The 15,170-nt window shown below is 30.6% G+C and carries 15 protein-coding genes; 7 read left to right on the top strand and 8 right to left on the bottom strand.

The window, feature by feature from the left end:
* From B2217_RS13165 to mnmE, 4 genes are all read right to left on the bottom strand, one after another.
* Positions 1–961, bottom strand: a 961-nt coding sequence (locus B2217_RS13165) for a hypothetical protein (protein WP_291122789.1), incomplete at its 3' end; no start/stop codon positions are given.
* On the bottom strand, positions 958–2,091 hold the full coding sequence (locus tag B2217_RS13160) for a site-specific integrase (RefSeq protein ID WP_291058809.1): 1,134 nt from the start codon (positions 2,089–2,091) through the stop codon (positions 958–960). The genes B2217_RS13160 and B2217_RS13165, both read right to left, overlap by 4 nt.
* 44 nt (positions 2,092–2,135) lie before the next feature.
* Complete coding sequence (locus B2217_RS13155; RefSeq protein WP_291058807.1) at positions 2,136–2,516, bottom strand: helix-turn-helix domain-containing protein; 381 nt, start codon at positions 2,514–2,516, stop codon at positions 2,136–2,138.
* Between the two features lie 267 nt (positions 2,517–2,783).
* On the bottom strand, positions 2,784–4,181 hold the full coding sequence (mnmE, locus tag B2217_RS13150) for a tRNA uridine-5-carboxymethylaminomethyl(34) synthesis GTPase MnmE (protein WP_038330407.1): 1,398 nt from the start codon (positions 4,179–4,181) through the stop codon (positions 2,784–2,786).
* Between the two features lie 265 nt (positions 4,182–4,446).
* Here mnmE and B2217_RS13145 point away from each other — a divergent pair, with 265 nt between their 5' ends.
* Genes B2217_RS13145 through B2217_RS13135 form a run of 3 tightly spaced genes read left to right on the top strand, consistent with a single transcriptional unit; the run spans position 4,447 to position 6,411 of the window.
* The gene (locus B2217_RS13145) at positions 4,447–5,064 is read left to right on the top strand and encodes a hypothetical protein (RefSeq protein ID WP_180906615.1); all 618 of its coding nucleotides are present in this window, start codon (positions 4,447–4,449) and stop codon (positions 5,062–5,064) included.
* Between the two features lie 5 nt (positions 5,065–5,069).
* On the top strand, positions 5,070–5,735 hold the full coding sequence (locus B2217_RS13140; RefSeq protein WP_038330412.1) for a hypothetical protein: 666 nt from the start codon (positions 5,070–5,072) through the stop codon (positions 5,733–5,735).
* 1 nt (position 5,736) lies between these two features.
* Entirely contained in the window at positions 5,737–6,411 is a 675-nt protein-coding gene (locus B2217_RS13135; RefSeq protein WP_038330413.1) for a hypothetical protein, read from the top strand.
* A gap of 245 nt (positions 6,412–6,656) precedes the next feature.
* On the opposite strand, the gene B2217_RS13130 is transcribed toward B2217_RS13135, so the two are convergent.
* The 4 genes from B2217_RS13130 to B2217_RS13115 all read right to left on the bottom strand — a co-directional run bounded on the left by B2217_RS13130 (position 6,657) and on the right by B2217_RS13115 (position 9,903).
* A complete protein-coding gene (locus B2217_RS13130; protein WP_180906616.1) occupies positions 6,657–7,391 on the bottom strand; it encodes an SIMPL domain-containing protein in 735 nt (244 codons plus the stop codon).
* 65 nt (positions 7,392–7,456) lie between these two features.
* The gene (locus B2217_RS13125) at positions 7,457–8,089 is read right to left on the bottom strand and encodes a thiamine diphosphokinase (RefSeq protein WP_038330416.1); all 633 of its coding nucleotides are present in this window, start codon (positions 8,087–8,089) and stop codon (positions 7,457–7,459) included.
* Positions 8,082–8,648: a cob(I)yrinic acid a,c-diamide adenosyltransferase gene (locus B2217_RS13120; RefSeq protein WP_038330418.1), complete on the bottom strand. Its 567-nt coding sequence runs from the start codon at positions 8,646–8,648 to the stop codon at positions 8,082–8,084. The genes B2217_RS13125 and B2217_RS13120 overlap by 8 nt, the downstream gene beginning before the upstream one ends.
* A gap of 37 nt (positions 8,649–8,685) precedes the next feature.
* Positions 8,686–9,903 (bottom strand): MDR family MFS transporter, encoded by a 1,218-nt coding sequence (locus B2217_RS13115; RefSeq protein ID WP_038330420.1) that lies wholly within the window; start codon positions 9,901–9,903, stop codon positions 8,686–8,688.
* Positions 9,904–10,027: 124 nt separating this feature from the next.
* Between B2217_RS13115 and B2217_RS13110 the strand changes: the two genes are divergently transcribed.
* The 4 genes from B2217_RS13110 to B2217_RS13095 all read left to right on the top strand — a co-directional run bounded on the left by B2217_RS13110 (position 10,028) and on the right by B2217_RS13095 (position 15,135).
* Positions 10,028–10,876, top strand: coding sequence for a DUF6929 family protein (locus B2217_RS13110; protein WP_291074393.1), 849 nt, complete (start codon positions 10,028–10,030; stop codon positions 10,874–10,876).
* 121 nt (positions 10,877–10,997) lie between these two features.
* Positions 10,998–13,913: a protein translocase subunit SecD gene (gene secD / locus B2217_RS13105; RefSeq protein WP_291122787.1), complete on the top strand. Its 2,916-nt coding sequence runs from the start codon at positions 10,998–11,000 to the stop codon at positions 13,911–13,913.
* 92 nt (positions 13,914–14,005) lie between these two features.
* Entirely contained in the window at positions 14,006–14,560 is a 555-nt protein-coding gene (locus B2217_RS13100) for a twin-arginine translocase TatA/TatE family subunit (protein WP_236688155.1), read from the top strand.
* Positions 14,560–15,135 carry a phosphatase PAP2 family protein gene (locus B2217_RS13095; RefSeq protein WP_286500653.1) on the top strand — a complete coding sequence of 192 codons (576 nt, stop codon included), beginning with the start codon at positions 14,560–14,562 and terminating at the stop codon, positions 15,133–15,135. The genes B2217_RS13100 and B2217_RS13095 overlap by 1 nt, the downstream gene beginning before the upstream one ends.
* Positions 15,136–15,170: the final 35 nt, after the last annotated feature.

The following is a 15,170-nucleotide window of genomic DNA, read 5'->3' as shown; positions in this document are numbered from 1 at the left end:
TTTGTCTAAGTAAAGTTAGATACTTAGTGTCATTTATTAATTTATTTTCTTCTGAATGAGTTTTTTGTATAAGATTAAGTTTTTTATTGAATTTTGTTTTTGCACCAGTTTTTAAATGAATAACAATTGCTTTATTGTATTCTTTACCATCAAAATACTTAGTAAATAAATCGAGAAAATTATTGTAATCATTTAAAGTTTTAAAAAATTCATTCCATTCCCTATATTCATCATGATTGGTTAACAATTCTCTAAGACTATTTGTTGTATCAGTATCTTCAGCGATATAATTATGATTGTTTATATTAGATTCAATCTCAACTAAATATTCTGAAAGTTTGATGTTTAATTTATCTTTAGCAATAGTCCATTGTGTTTTTAACTTCTCAATTTCTAATTTTGAAAATTTAGAAGAAACTAATCCAGTTTCTTGAATTACAATATCTCTATTTAAATCAGAATTAATTAATTTGAAAATAACATCATGCTTAATATTTAAGTTTTCAATTTTAGATACTAAATTGTAAATGGATTTAAAAGTTGATTTGTTATTTGATTTTTCTGTCTTTAAGTAATTTAAAAATTCTCTTTCATAAATATTATACTTTGAAAATACATTATCAATAATATTAATTGTTTTATGCTTAGTATAATCTTGAATATAATAGGCAGACATATCATTTCCTTTTAAGAAATTTTCTTTTGCTTCTTCAAATGAATTATCTACGTTCACAATACTATTTTCAGTACCATATTTTGAAAATCTATAAAATGTTTCATCAAAAGCATTTTCTTCAATTTTTAAATATTCCTCAAATAATAAATCAAAGTATTTTTCATTATTAATGATTTTTTTGGTATGATAATTTGATTCTTCCCTATTTAATAATGGATTATAAAAGGAATGTGTTGTTAGTTTATGTCTAAAAAGGTTTTTTAAATCGACATCTAAATCTTTCATAATTCAAGTATAATTTTATTAGTGGTTTGTTTTTTTGATTTGCTTACAATTTTAGCATAAATCTGTGTTGTTTTAAGGTTTTTATGACCTAACATTTTAGAAATAGTAAATAAATCAGTACCATTTGCCAATTGTAGAGTAGCGTAAGTATGTCTAAAACTATGAAAGGTTATATCCTTTGTAATTTCAGCATCTTTTAACCAATCAGTTAATTGTTTGTTGAGGTAAGCAGAATATTTTAATCCATTGAATACTTTTTCTGAATCATTTTGTCTTTCTCCTAAAAGATTAAAAGCTTGTTCAGAAATTGGAGAATATTCAACTCCTTCAGTCTTTTTTTGAATAAAATTGATATAGTATTCATCATTTGTTTTATAGACATTTTTCCAACTTAAATTTTTTACATCTGAAAACCTTAATCCAGTTAATGCAGAAAATATAGAAGCTCTTTTTAGTAAATCATTTTTACACTCTGTATTTGCTAATTTATTTAGTTCTTCAATCGTTAAGTACGTTCGATTCGTTTCTTGTTCTTTAATATTCTTAATTCTTGAATTTATATCTGTACTCAATATTTCATCTATAAAGGCTTGTTTTAAAGCTGTTTTAAACTTTGTGAAATATGATAATGCAGTATTTTGAGAAAGTTTAGTTCCTTTTCTCTTTAAACTATTCGTAGTTAATAAAAAATGCTTATAATCTTCTGCAAAAGTCAAATTTATATCCTTAAATAATAATTTGCCATTTGTATAATGCTCTAAATACATAATAGCAGAAATCCAATTTTGATAGTTTGAACCATGCCTTCTGTCAGCTATCTTTTTTATATAATCTATAAAGCTTTGGCTCTCTTTATTTTTCTTTTCAAGTTGAGCCTTTTCCATATCGTTATAAATTTCAGGACGATTCAATTCGATACTTCTTTTTGTAGCGATTTCTTCTGCAATAGCAAGAGTATTTCTATTGTTATTTTTTTCTATTTGTCCTTTTGGATTCTCATAAATAGATAAACCTAAAAATTCTCTTCTTGTTGACTTTCCATTTCTAATAATAGAAGGATAGAAGTCTAAATACAAAGAAAGTTTTCCATTTTTTAAGGGTTTCTTTCTTAAAGTTACTTTTATAGCCATAGTTTATGTAGATAATGTTGATTATGTATGATTTTCAAAACCTTTTAAAAAAGTTTTTCTACTTCTGATTTTTTAATTCTTGTTAACCTTTCATTTAGATTGGTTGATTTAATTTTTTTAGATTTTATTAATCTGTAAATAGTCTTTGTATTGCAATTCATAAGATAAGCAACTTCTCTAACAGAAAGATAGTCTTTATCCTTTATATTCAATAAATCAATTTGAGTTGTTTTGGCTTTGAAATTTTTATTGATTTTCTCTTTTGTATCACCTTCAATTTCTTTTTTCAGCTCTAATCTCTTTCTTAATTTATAATGTTGAGAATTGCATTTATGAGAACAATATTTAGTTGTGTTTTTTTGTGCTTCAAACATATTACCACAATTCAAGCATTGTTTTAAAATCTTAATATTTGTTGAACTCATTTAGCCTATTTTTAAAAGTATATAAAATCCATTAAGGAGAAATAAGAGTATTTAAGGGACTTTATTTCGCCCAAAACATCAATTTTCACTCAAATTTTTCTAATGATTTTATCAAAGGTACAAATAAGGTACAAATTTTCGATACAAATAACGATAATAAACTTATAACAGATTTCTCTTTTGTATCTTTGAAGTATTAAAAAACCTCCTAAAATCAATATTTTAAGAGGTTTTGTATATGTTTATACTATGTTTGTATTGATGAGGTTACTTTCCGATACAGAACTTCCCAAAAATTGTCCCTAATATATCTTGATCAACATCTATTTCACCTGTGATATGTCCCAAATACGTTAAAGCTTCACGGATATCCATGGCTAACAAATCCCCAGGAAGTCCCATGTCCATTCCTTGTTTGATTTTTCCAATTTGAGAAAGTGTATTTTGCAACGCTTCTAAGTGACGAGAGTTTGTAACGATTGTGTCATCCTGATTTGTTCCTTTCAATTTGATTTGATGAATTAGATTTTCTTTCAATGCATCAATATTAAATTGATCTTTTGCCGAAATTTCTAAATGAACAACATCTTTAAACTCTTGTTTAATAGCAGCTGAGATAGCCGATTCATTATTCGTTACATCAATTTTATTGGCAACATTAAACAAGATTTTTCCTCTACGTTGCAAGTCATCCAATTGATTGGCAATTTGGTTATCAGCAGTTATATTGGCATCATACAAATAGATAATAATCGAAGCATTGTCTATTTTTTCAAATGTTTTTTCGATTCCTATACGTTCTATCGTATCTCCAGCTTCACGAATACCAGCTGTGTCAATAAAACGGAACCCAACGCCGTCGATGTAAATAGTTTCTTCTATCGTATCACGTGTTGTTCCTTCAATATCCGAAACAATGGCGCGTTCTTCGTTTAATAAAGCATTCAATAAAGTTGACTTTCCTGCATTCGGTGCACCAACAATTGCGACTGGAACACCATTTTTAATTACATTTCCAAAAGCAAAAGAATCAGCTAAACGTTTTAAGATAGATTGTAATTTATTCAATAAATCATAGAATTGTGTACGATCTGCAAATTCAACATCTTCTTCAGAGAAATCCAATTCCAACTCCATCAAAGCTGCGAAATTGATCATTTGATCACGTAAATCTTTGATTTGATTCGAGAATCCTCCACGCATTTGTTTAATCGCAATTTCGTGCGAAGCTTTCGAATCCGATGCAATCAAATCTGCTACAGCTTCTGCCTGTGTTAAATCCATTTTGCCATTCCAAAATGCACGGAAAGTATATTCACCCGGATCAGCATTTCTGATACCTATTTTATTTAAAAGTTCTAAAACTTTTTGCTGAATATAAATCGATCCGTGTGTCGAAATTTCAACGACATCTTCACCTGTATACGAATGTGGATTCTTAAAAATTGAGAACAATGCTTCATCAACAATGGTATCTCCATCCATCACATAACCCAAATGTATGGTATGCGATTCGGCATCATTCAAAGATTTAGTGGCATTAAATTTTGATTGATAAATCTGAGCAACTTTAGAAATTGCTTCTGGTCCAGAAATACGAATAACCGCTATTGCGCCCATTCCATTGGCAGTGGCCAATGCACAAATTGTATCGTTGTTTAGCATAATGCAAATTTACAACATATTATGTTGTTGGAAAATTATAATTTAATTGTTAATGATTTGTGAAAAAAGTTAAAGTTTATTTTTTTAATTTATTAGAAAAAGAGAAGTATGCTTTTGTTAACGAGTATTTTAGTTGTTTTCTTTTTGGCTGGATTTCTTAAAATGGATGTTTTAACATTATTTTGGGTAAATTGATAAGACTAACTTTGCGCTCCCTAATCCATATGAAAGTCAATTAGACATACATAATTGAATTTTAAATATAATGAAAACAATTTTAGTTTCACTCACAACATTACTCTCTACTACCACAATGTTTGCCCAAGTCGGAATTAATACTGATACACCAAGAGGAGATTTAGAAGTAAATGGAGATATGGTTTCTAATCAATTAATTTTTCCTAAAAACTTAGCTCCAGTTGAGGCAGATATTAAGAAGTCTTATAATTTATTAGTACAGAATACTGTTACAAATAATATTGAAATATTAGATGTAAGAACGACAGATAATACAGGTATTGCTGCTTTGGTTACTTTTGAGCTTATTGCTCCAGAGGGAGATTGGGTTCAAAGTTTTAATACAAGAATTGATGCAAATAAATATGCTTTGGTTGTATTGAGTGGATATTTTTCTGAAAATATTACAGGAGGTACTACTATAAGTGCTTTACCTGGGGTTGGTGCTAAAGTAGTAAATAATGAATGGACATTAAATGCAGATTATCCCGCTTTAAATTCAACTGTAACTAATGGAACTCAGAAATGGGTAATCACATGTTCTATTTTTCCGAAAACTTATGTAAAAATATTCCCAGAACAAACTGTTGAAATGAATAATTCTGGGACTAATCTAAATACAGGAGGCACTCCAATATTAAATTAATAAAAATGAAAAAATTTTTAATTGTAGGTATTTTATTACTTACAACAAATATTTCGTACGGTCAAATAGGAATAGGTGTTTCTAATAGTGATTTAACTTCTGAAGAATTACAAATTAATGGAAATTTAATTATTACAAATAAAGTTGGTCAAGTAAATAAGTTAGAAGAATTACTTGAAAAAAAGACAGTTAATAATGTTGAAGTTAATACAGACTATAGAGTAGTTGCTCAAGATCCGAATCTGGTAGGAGATGTTAGTGGACAAATAAAAGAAATGTATGGTCAACAAAACGTTTTACCAATTATCATTCAGCCTTATGAAATACAGAATGTGAATGGTGATGATTTAGATGATTTAAACCTTAATATTCCATTAAGTGATTATTTTGTGGCTATCACAAATTTTGAAGCTGTTGATAATTTAAAACAAGGTTTTCCTGCTGTAGCAAGTAAAGGAAGATTTGAATACAATGCCTTTGTAGGGACAGATAATATGTGGCATGTAAAAGTTAGAAACCCTTCAACAAGTCCTGCAAATACAACTAATGCTTTTAATTATTACTTTGATGTATTAATTTATCCGAATAGATTTTTCAAAAACTTGAATTTAAAATCCTATAATTTAAATAATAGTAAAAGTGGAGATGCAGTAACACCTATAGTTGATTAAAATGAAAAATAAAATATACAGTGTAGTAATTATACTACTTACAACCATAACATTTGGACAAACTTATACTCCAGGAGTAGGAATTAATACCGATAATCCTAAAAGAACATTAGATGTAAATGGAACAACAATATCGAAAGGGAGTACTGATAAATGGTTTTTTGAGAATCCTGGAATTTATACAGGAAAATCAAATGATAGTTATTTAACCGTAATTGATAAGGATGATAACAAAATGAAAGTTTTCAATCCTTCTACAATGAGTTACGCTTCAATCAATTATGCAACGTTCAGGTTTAATAAATTACCAAATACAGGTTTAACAGAATATGACACAAAAATAGATGCTTCTAAATATCATGTGATGATTGGAGGATTTATAATTTATGGTATAGCGAGTGGTGAAACGAAAGATAGTAAAACAGTTTCTGGAACATCTACAAGAATTAATGGTAATGTGTTGTATACTTCTAGAGCATATATTGGATCAGGAAATACATGGAGATTAAAATTTCAACCAAATAATGGTATTACATTTGATCAAACTCGTATAGATTTAATTTTAAACGTAGCTATTTATAGAAAAAATCTTTTATTATCTGATACAAATGAAAAGATAGTTGTAGATATGAAAAACACAAAAACAGCAACAGCTCAAGCTCCAGCAAAAATTTAAAAATATGATAAAATAATTTTTCTACTTTAGATAATTGGCATGCTTTTAGTATTTCCATCCGAAATTGGATTTATAATGTCATCAAAAAAAAATTATGCTACAAAAAGAGGTTTTGGAATTGGTAATTTTAGAATTAAAATTGTAGATGTACTTATTGTAATATCTGCTTTGATATTACTTGCAGTAGTATTTAAATAGACAAAAAAAAGCTTCTTAATATTAAGAAGCTTTTTTTTATTTATTTTTTAATTTGAGTTATAACTTGCTCTCACAGTAATTTGAGCCGTTTTTTGGCGAGATGTAGTATTCAATGAACCTCCAGCCGAATATTCCTCATTATCATTTTTTCCTGTAATCTGAAAAATACCCAAATCGGCTTGTTTCAATTTTCCTAAACTAGCACCAGATTTTGTTGCAATATTTTCAGCGCGTTGTTTTGCATTTTCAGAAGCTTGTGCAATCAATTCAAGTTTTAAATCTTCTAATTTCGAGTAATAATAATTTGGATTAGATGAACTCAATTCGATGCCTTGGCTAATTAAAGTTGATATTTCCCGCGAAGCTTTCTCTATTTTATCCAATTCTTTCGATTCGATTGTCGCATCTTGCGAAAGATTATATCCTGTAAATTGACTTATCGAATTTCCGTTTGCATCTGTTCCGTACTGAAAATCTTTTGAAATATTTACCGCTTCAAAAACAATTTCTTTTGGATTGATTCCTTGCGAAATCAAAAAGTTTTTGACAACCGTTTGATCAGCTTTTAATTGATCCGAAGCAACACGTAAATCATAATCTTTTCGACTAAAAGTTGCACGCCATTTAACTAAATCGGCATTAAAATCTTTCAAAGCATTTCCAGTAACATTGATCGATTCAGAACTTCTGAATTTATATTTGTAGGTGTTCCCTAATATACATGTTGCAGCAATCAGTCCAACGGCTAAAATAGATGCTACAATAACTGAAAATTTATTCATAGTAATTTGGTTTTCAGTAAAAGTACAAAAAATACTAAAGATGCGTTTCACTAAAAATAGTGAGATTAAGCAATCAAAATAGGAAATTCTTGATCGATGATAAAGATGATTAAATTACCTTCTGAATAATCAATTGTAACCACATCTTCATTGGCTTTGTTACGAGTTCCTATACGAGAAAGTAAGTTCAAATCTTCTTTATTCAAAGGATATTCCAAACCTTTTGTGATAATATTTTTACATTCAGGAAAGGGGAGAAGCGAAATTGTTCTTCCAAAATAACCTTCTAATTTCGTTTCTTTTTCTGCGAAAAAATATTGGCTATAATTATCGTAGAACAAAATATTGATTTGATCTTTGAATCGATATGCTGCATTTAGATTTCCAATAAAATGATCTTGTTGACGACCACTTGCTCCAAAAACATCAACGTTTTTGAAACCTTTATCCAAAATGATTTGTAATGCTTTTGCAAAATCTGTGTCATTTTGATCTGGAGTAGAAATAACTTCTATTTCAGAAGGGAATTGACTGATTTCGAAAGAATCAAAATCGCCCGAAATAACATCGGGCGTTATATGTAGTTTTTGTAAATAACGAAATGCACCATCTGTACAAAAAATCATATCATAATTTGATGTATCAGGCAGGATAGTAGGGACTTCGCCATTCAAAAATAAAAGTGCTTTTTTATTCACCTGGAATCCATTTTACTTCTTCGTGATTATTGTCTGTGGCAATTTTTCGACCTAAAACAAATAAATAATCAGAAAGACGATTCAAATATTTTTGTAATTCTGGACGAATTTCTTCTTCTTCGGCCAAACCAACTGTCAAACGTTCGGCACGACGACAAATACAACGCGCAACATGTGCATGAGAAGCTGGTTGATTTCCACCTGGAAGAATAAAATGAGTCAATTGTTCCAATTGTCCTTCCAAATCATCAATCCATTCTTCTAATTGTACAATATCTTCTTCAGAAATAGTTTTCGGAATACGAGGTTTACCATTTGCCAAGTATAATTTATCCACTGGTGTTGCTAATTCAGCTCCAAGATTGAATAAACCTTTTTGAATGATGATAATTTCTTCCTCTAATGCTGGATCAATTTCATAAGAACGAATCAATCCTAAATAAGAATTTAATTCATCAACTGTTCCGTAAGAATCAATTTTTAGACTATTTTTAGAGACACGTGTTCCTCCATATAAACCTGTTGTTCCTTTGTCTCCTGTTTTTGTATATACTTTCATGTGATTTCAACTAATAATTATCGAAGATAAGAAAATCTTAAATATTTTTTGGTAAAAGTGGTTTAGTAAAAAAGTGATATCCGATAGCTACGATGACTAAAATAACTGTAGTGATTATCCAAAGTGTATTAAAACCGTAATCGGTAGCTATGTGAGTTCCTAAAAATGGCGAAACAATAAAGGCAATTGCTGCTGTCATTCCGTTTAATCCCATATAAGCTCCTCTGTTATTTTTTTGCGAACGAAAAGCTGTAACCGTTGACATCAAAGGTAAAACAAGCATTTCTCCAATAGACATCAGTCCAATTGCTAAGTACAACATTCCTAATGTGTGACTAAATGTGAAGATAAAATAACTAATTGCTGTGATAAATGAACCGAAAACTAAAAGTTGTGTAACTGTAAATCTTTTTTCGGTATAATGGATCAACAACATTTCGAATACAACAATGATTATTCCACTGAATCCCATTAATAATCCAATTTCTGTTTGTGTTAAATGCACTACATCTTTATAAAATAATGGAAGTGTATTTAGGATTTGGAAAAATGCAATAGAGAATAATACACAAAACAGATTGAATACTAAGAAAGGTGTATCAGTGTATGCATTACGTTCTTTTTCGACTACGGCTTTATCAGAAATATTTTCTGTGGCAGCATTTCGTTCTTTTCTTCCATTGAAAAAGACAAAGAATACAATTCCAGCAACCAAAGCGGCTCCTGCATTACAATAGAATAATAAATCGTACGAATAATTAGATAAAAAACCTCCCATTGATGGACCAATTGAAAAACCTAAATTAACCGCCATTCTATTCAACGAAAAAGCACGAGTGATATTTTCTTTCTTAGCATAACGTGTGATGGCAACTGAGTTTGCTGGACGAAACATTTCGCTAATAATACTCAAAACAAGCATAATAACAGCAAAAGATTCTACCGTTTTAAAATAAGGTAAAATCAAAAACATCGGAGCACTTAGAAATAAACTGATGGCTTGTACTTTAAAGTTTCCGATTTTATCTGTTATCCAACCTCCAAGCCAAGAACCAATTACAGAACCAACTCCAAAACAACTTAAGACTATTCCCGAGTTTTCCAAAGAAAATCCTAATTCGGAGATCATATAAATTCCTAAAAATGGTAAAACCATCGAACCCATTCGGTTCAACAACATTACGATGGCTAACATCCAAGATTCTTTCGAAAGTCCGCTGTAGGCGTCAATGTAAATTTTTAGAATTTTTTTCATCTCTCAATTTTCTTTTTAAATGCTACAAAGTTAAGTTCTTTTTTTACAAAAAATCGGTTATTTATCAAGGTTTCTGATATTCTTTGATTACTTTTGAAACCTCTTAAAAACAAATCTTACATCTATGTTGTTTTACAATTTCATTCTTAAGGTTTTAATTGTTATAAATGGGCTTGGAGCGGCATCTGGATTAGTGGTTGACAAACACCATGTTTACACGATTTCCGATGATAAAGCACATTTGTACGTTTACAATAAAAAGAAAAAAGAAGTGGATAAAGTTGATTTGAATCCAGAAGTAAAATCAAAACATATCACCAAAAAAGATAAACCAGATTTTGAAGCGATTACAAAATTTGACAATCATTTGTATATTCTTGGATCGGGCTCTAAAGAAAATCGTTTCGATTTGATTTCATATAACATCAAAACCAAAGAGGTACAAAACGATAATTATAGTTTTCTTTTGGATGAATTTTTAAAGGTTTCAAATTTATCTAAAAAAGATTTTAACATCGAAGGAATTATTACAGATGGACATTGTACATATTTTTTCAACAGAGGAAATGGTCCTGCTGGCGTAAACGGAATTTATAGAGTGGGAGGCAAGATAAATGATTTGAGAGGGAAAACAATTGATTTTTTTCCAATCACTTTGCCTAAAATTAACAATGAAACCACTACTTTTTCAGATGCTATTTTAGTAGATGGAAAAGTTTTGTTTACAGCAACAGTAGAATCTAAAAGTACAACTCAGTTTAATGGAGAAATAAAAGGTTCTATTATTGGTGAGTTAGATTTAGCTAGAATGGAGGTTATACGTTGGCAAAAAATTTCGGATGATAAGAAAATCGAAGGTTTAGCGTTGTATAAAGAATCTGGAAAGAATTATACCTTGTATTTGTGCGAAGATAATGATGATGACTCCAATAAAGCGTCAATTTACATCTACAAATACCAAAAGGAAATCTAATTTTTTGAATAAAGAATTTCGAAATACGGACATCGATTTTCGATTTATTCTTAAAAAATTGTGAAAGTATTTTCAAGACTATTATATTTGTCCGTCAAAATTTATTTATCAATTAAACATTATGCGAGGAAGATGGCTCATTGCAGCATTTGCAATTATTTTAAGTCTCTTGTGTATCAGACAACTAAGTTATACTTGGTACACAACTAAAGTGGAGCATGAGGCGGCGCGCTTGGCGAGTAAGCCAGAAGACGAACCAAGAATTTTAGATAGCTTGGCTCAGCATCCTCTTGATTTGGGAATTATAAAGTACGATTATGGGTATGCCAAAAACAATGAAATCAATTTAGGATTAGATTTGAAAGGTGGTATCAACGTAATTTTACAAGTTTCTGAAAGAGATTTAATCGAGAATTTATCAGCGAAAAGTCAAAACCCTATGTTGGCAACGGCTTTGGATGCTACAGATAAAGCTCAAAAAACAAACGGTAACGTACCTTATGTCGAATTATTTTTTCAAGAGTTTGATAAAATAAAAGGAGGAACAAAATACGCAGCTGCAGATTTGTTTGGAAACAAAAACAATGCAGATAAAATTGCGTACAATGCTTCTGACGATCAGGTAAAAGAAGTAATCCGTAAAGATATCGAAGCTAAAGTTGCAACAGCTTATGATGTAATTAGCTCTCGTATTAATCAATTTGGTGTTGTTGAGCCAGTAATTCAACGTTTAGGTGATAAAGGTGATGGACGTATCTTGGTAGAATTACCAGGTGTTTCTGACACTGACCGTGTAAAAAAATTATTACAATCTACAGCAAAATTAGAGTTTTGGCAAGTTGTTCGTCAAGATCCTACAGTTTTACAATATTTTTCTAGCGTTAATACAGAAAAATATAATGTAAAAAATGAGAAAGGACAAACAATCAAAACTTTAGCAGAAGTTATGCAACCAGCTGGTTCTAACGCAAGTTTTGTTGTGAATGTAAAAGATACTGCTGTTGTAAACCGTGTGATGCAAGACAAAGGTTTTGTACCTGGATTACCAGCAAACATTAGAGGATACAAATACTCTTGGGCGAATAAGCCAATGAATTTAGGTAAACAAGCAAATGATAAATCTGCTCCTAAATTATTAGAGTTTTATGTCTTAAAAGGTAAAAATGGAACGCAAGAACCATTAATTGAAGGAGATAAAGTAGTTTCTGCTGCTGGTGAACGTAATCCTGGTTCTCTTACAAATGAGCCTGTTGTTACAATGCAAATGAATCAAGTTGGAGCACAAGAGTGGTCTCGTATTACAGACGAGTTGAAACCTGCAGGTCCTGGACAACCAGGTCAAGGTGTTGCAATTGTATTAGACAATATGGTGTATTCTGCGCCAAACATCAGTAATCAAATTACAGGAGGTAATTCTGTTATTTCTGGAAACTTTACAATTGACGAAGCAAAAGATTTAGCAAACATTTTACAAGCAGGTTCTTTACCAGCTTCATCTAAAATCGTTTCTGCTGAGGTTGTTGGTCCATCATTAGGACAAGAAGCAATCAACAGTTCGTTAATCGCTTTTGGTTGTGCATTTGCATTAGTATTAATCTGGATGGTGTTTTATTACAGCCGTGCAGGTATTTATGCTAACGTTGCATTAATCGTTAACTTATTATTCTTATTAGGATTCTTAGTATCACTTAAAGCTACATTATCTTTACCAGGTATTGCCGGGATTATCTTGACATTGGTAACAGGAATGGATGCGAATATCTTGATTTACGAACGTGTAAAAGAAGAATTAAGAAAAGGAAAATCATTACGTCAAGCAGTAGATTTCGCTTATTCATGGAAAGGTGCTTTCTCTGCAATTATCGATGCTAACTCAACATCATTTATCACGGCATTAATTTTATTCTTCTTTGGTAAAGGTCCTGTTGTAGGTTTCGCAACAACGTTTATGATTGGTATTTTTACATCAACATTTACAGCGATTTTCATTACACGCTACTTTGTAGAAGGACGTTTAGCAAAAGGAAAATCTGTTCCTTTCTATACACATTTTACAGCGCACTGGTTACAAAATATTAAAGTTGACTTATTGAAAACAAGAAAAATCTCTTATGCGATTTCAATTGTTTTAACAGTAGTTGCTTTAATCTCTATCTTCACAAAAGGATTTGATATGGGTATCGAATTCCAAGGTGGACGTACATATACAGTTCGTTTTGATAAACACGTAGATCCGCAACAAATTTCTGAAAGTTTGGGTGATGTTTTCGTGTTAGAAGGTGAAAAAATGATACCACAGGTGAAAACGTATGGTGGTCAAAATCAAGTAAAAATTACAACAGCATACAAAGCTGATGAAGACGGAACAAATGTAGATGATGAGATTAAAGACAAATTATATGCAGGTCTTAAATCTTATTTACCAGCGAATATGTCTGAAAAAGATTTCTCTGAAGATAATGCTACAATTGGTTTAATGTCTTCTGCAAAAGTAGGTCCTACAATTGCCGATGATACAACAAGAGCTTCTTACATAGCGGTTTCTTTAGCATTAGTTGCAATTTTCTTCTACTTAATCGTGATGTTCAAACGTTGGCAATTCTCATTATCAACTATCATTGCTTTAGCGCATGACGTGGTTATTGTGTTAGGAGTTTTCTCTTTATTCAAAGGAATTTTACCTTTCAACATGGAGATCGACCAAGCGTTTATCGCGGCGATTTTGACGGTAATTGGTTATTCGATGAATGACTCGATTATTATCTTGGATCGTATTCGTGAGAATTTAACAGTTGAGAAAAACCACAACTTGTACGATATTATTAATATTTCTACTTCAGAAACATTATCACGTACAATTAATACGTCTTTATCAACGTTCTTAATCGTATTAATCATCTTTGCATTTGGTGGAGAATCAATCAAAGGATTTATGTTTGCGAAATTAATCGGTATCGTAATTGGTACATTCTCGTCTATTTTCGTTGCATCTCCTTTATTGTACGACTTTACTAAAAAAGGTCAAATGAATAAATAAGATTCAAATTTTAAATAAATTTTAAGAAAGCCATCAAAGAAATTTGATGGCTTTTTTTCTTCTACTAAATTTAGATTTTATACATTTGTTTAGTGAATAGTTTAGTAATATACCCAGCGTTTTTAGACTTCCAGGAAGTCGTGATTATTATGGTGGTTGCTGTAGTGATTTTTGGACCAGATAAAATTCCAGAAATTGCTCGTGGTTTGGGAACTGCTGTGCGCAAATTAAAAGAAGCATCTGAAGATATCAAGCAAGAGATTATGAATCCTGTTCAGGATGTTGATCCTACAAAAGAGATTCAGAATACCATAAAAGAGTTAAATCCAATGAATGAAGTCAAAGATTCTTTTGCGAAAATTAATCCAATGGAAGATTTTCAGAAATCATTTGATGAAGTTCGTAATCCAGTAGATGAAATGCATCAAGCTATTCATCAAGACAATACAGTAAATGCAGCGTTGAAAGATGATGCACCAACTATGAAAGCTGTAGATCCTGTACAGGATTTGGAATTGGATGTGCAAGAAACAACAGAACCCGTTATAGAAAATGTGGTTGAGCCAATTGTGGAAGAACCTGCGGTTGTTGTAGAACCAAAATCTGTAGACGAAGCATTAGGTTTAGGCGGATCAGTAAGTAGGTAATGATACAAGATTATTTTGATTGGGACGTACAAATATTTTTGTATTTCAATAATTTAGGGAATGAAAAATGGGATTGGTTTTGGTTATTAGTAACCGATAAAAAAACATGGATTCCGTTGTATGTCATCTTTCTCATCTTACTTTATGTAAAACTTGGTTGGAAAAAAACCTTGTTAGCTGGAGTTTGTATAGCACTGATGATAACATGTGCAGATCAATTTACAAATATCTTGAAAAATTCTTTTCAACGTTTTCGTCCATGTTACACCGAATCGATTCAAGGATTATTTCGCCCAATAGATTGTGAGGGGAGAGGTAAATACGGTTTTACTTCGGCGCATGCATCTAATCATATGGCGATTGCAATTTTTATAGGAATATTGCTAAGACGCTATTACAAATGGTTACTTTATGTCTTACTTGTTTGGGCGTTAATGGTTGCTTACAGTAGAGTTTATGTTGGAGTACATTTTACGGGAGATATATTTTTCGGAACACTAATCGGAATATTTTTCTCGATTCTTTTCTTGAAATTGTATTATTTCTTAGAAAAAAAATATTTGAAGAAGAATTAGATTCATAATAAATAAATACAAAAAAAGTCTATAAC

The sequence above is a fragment of the Empedobacter sp. UBA7620 genome (genome assembly GCF_002484185.1).
In the GTDB taxonomy this organism is placed as follows: Bacteria; Bacteroidota; Bacteroidia; order Flavobacteriales; family Weeksellaceae; genus Empedobacter; species Empedobacter falsenii_C.
Note: the sequence above shows the minus strand (reverse complement) of the source record. Positions and strands in the feature narration are given on the sequence as shown.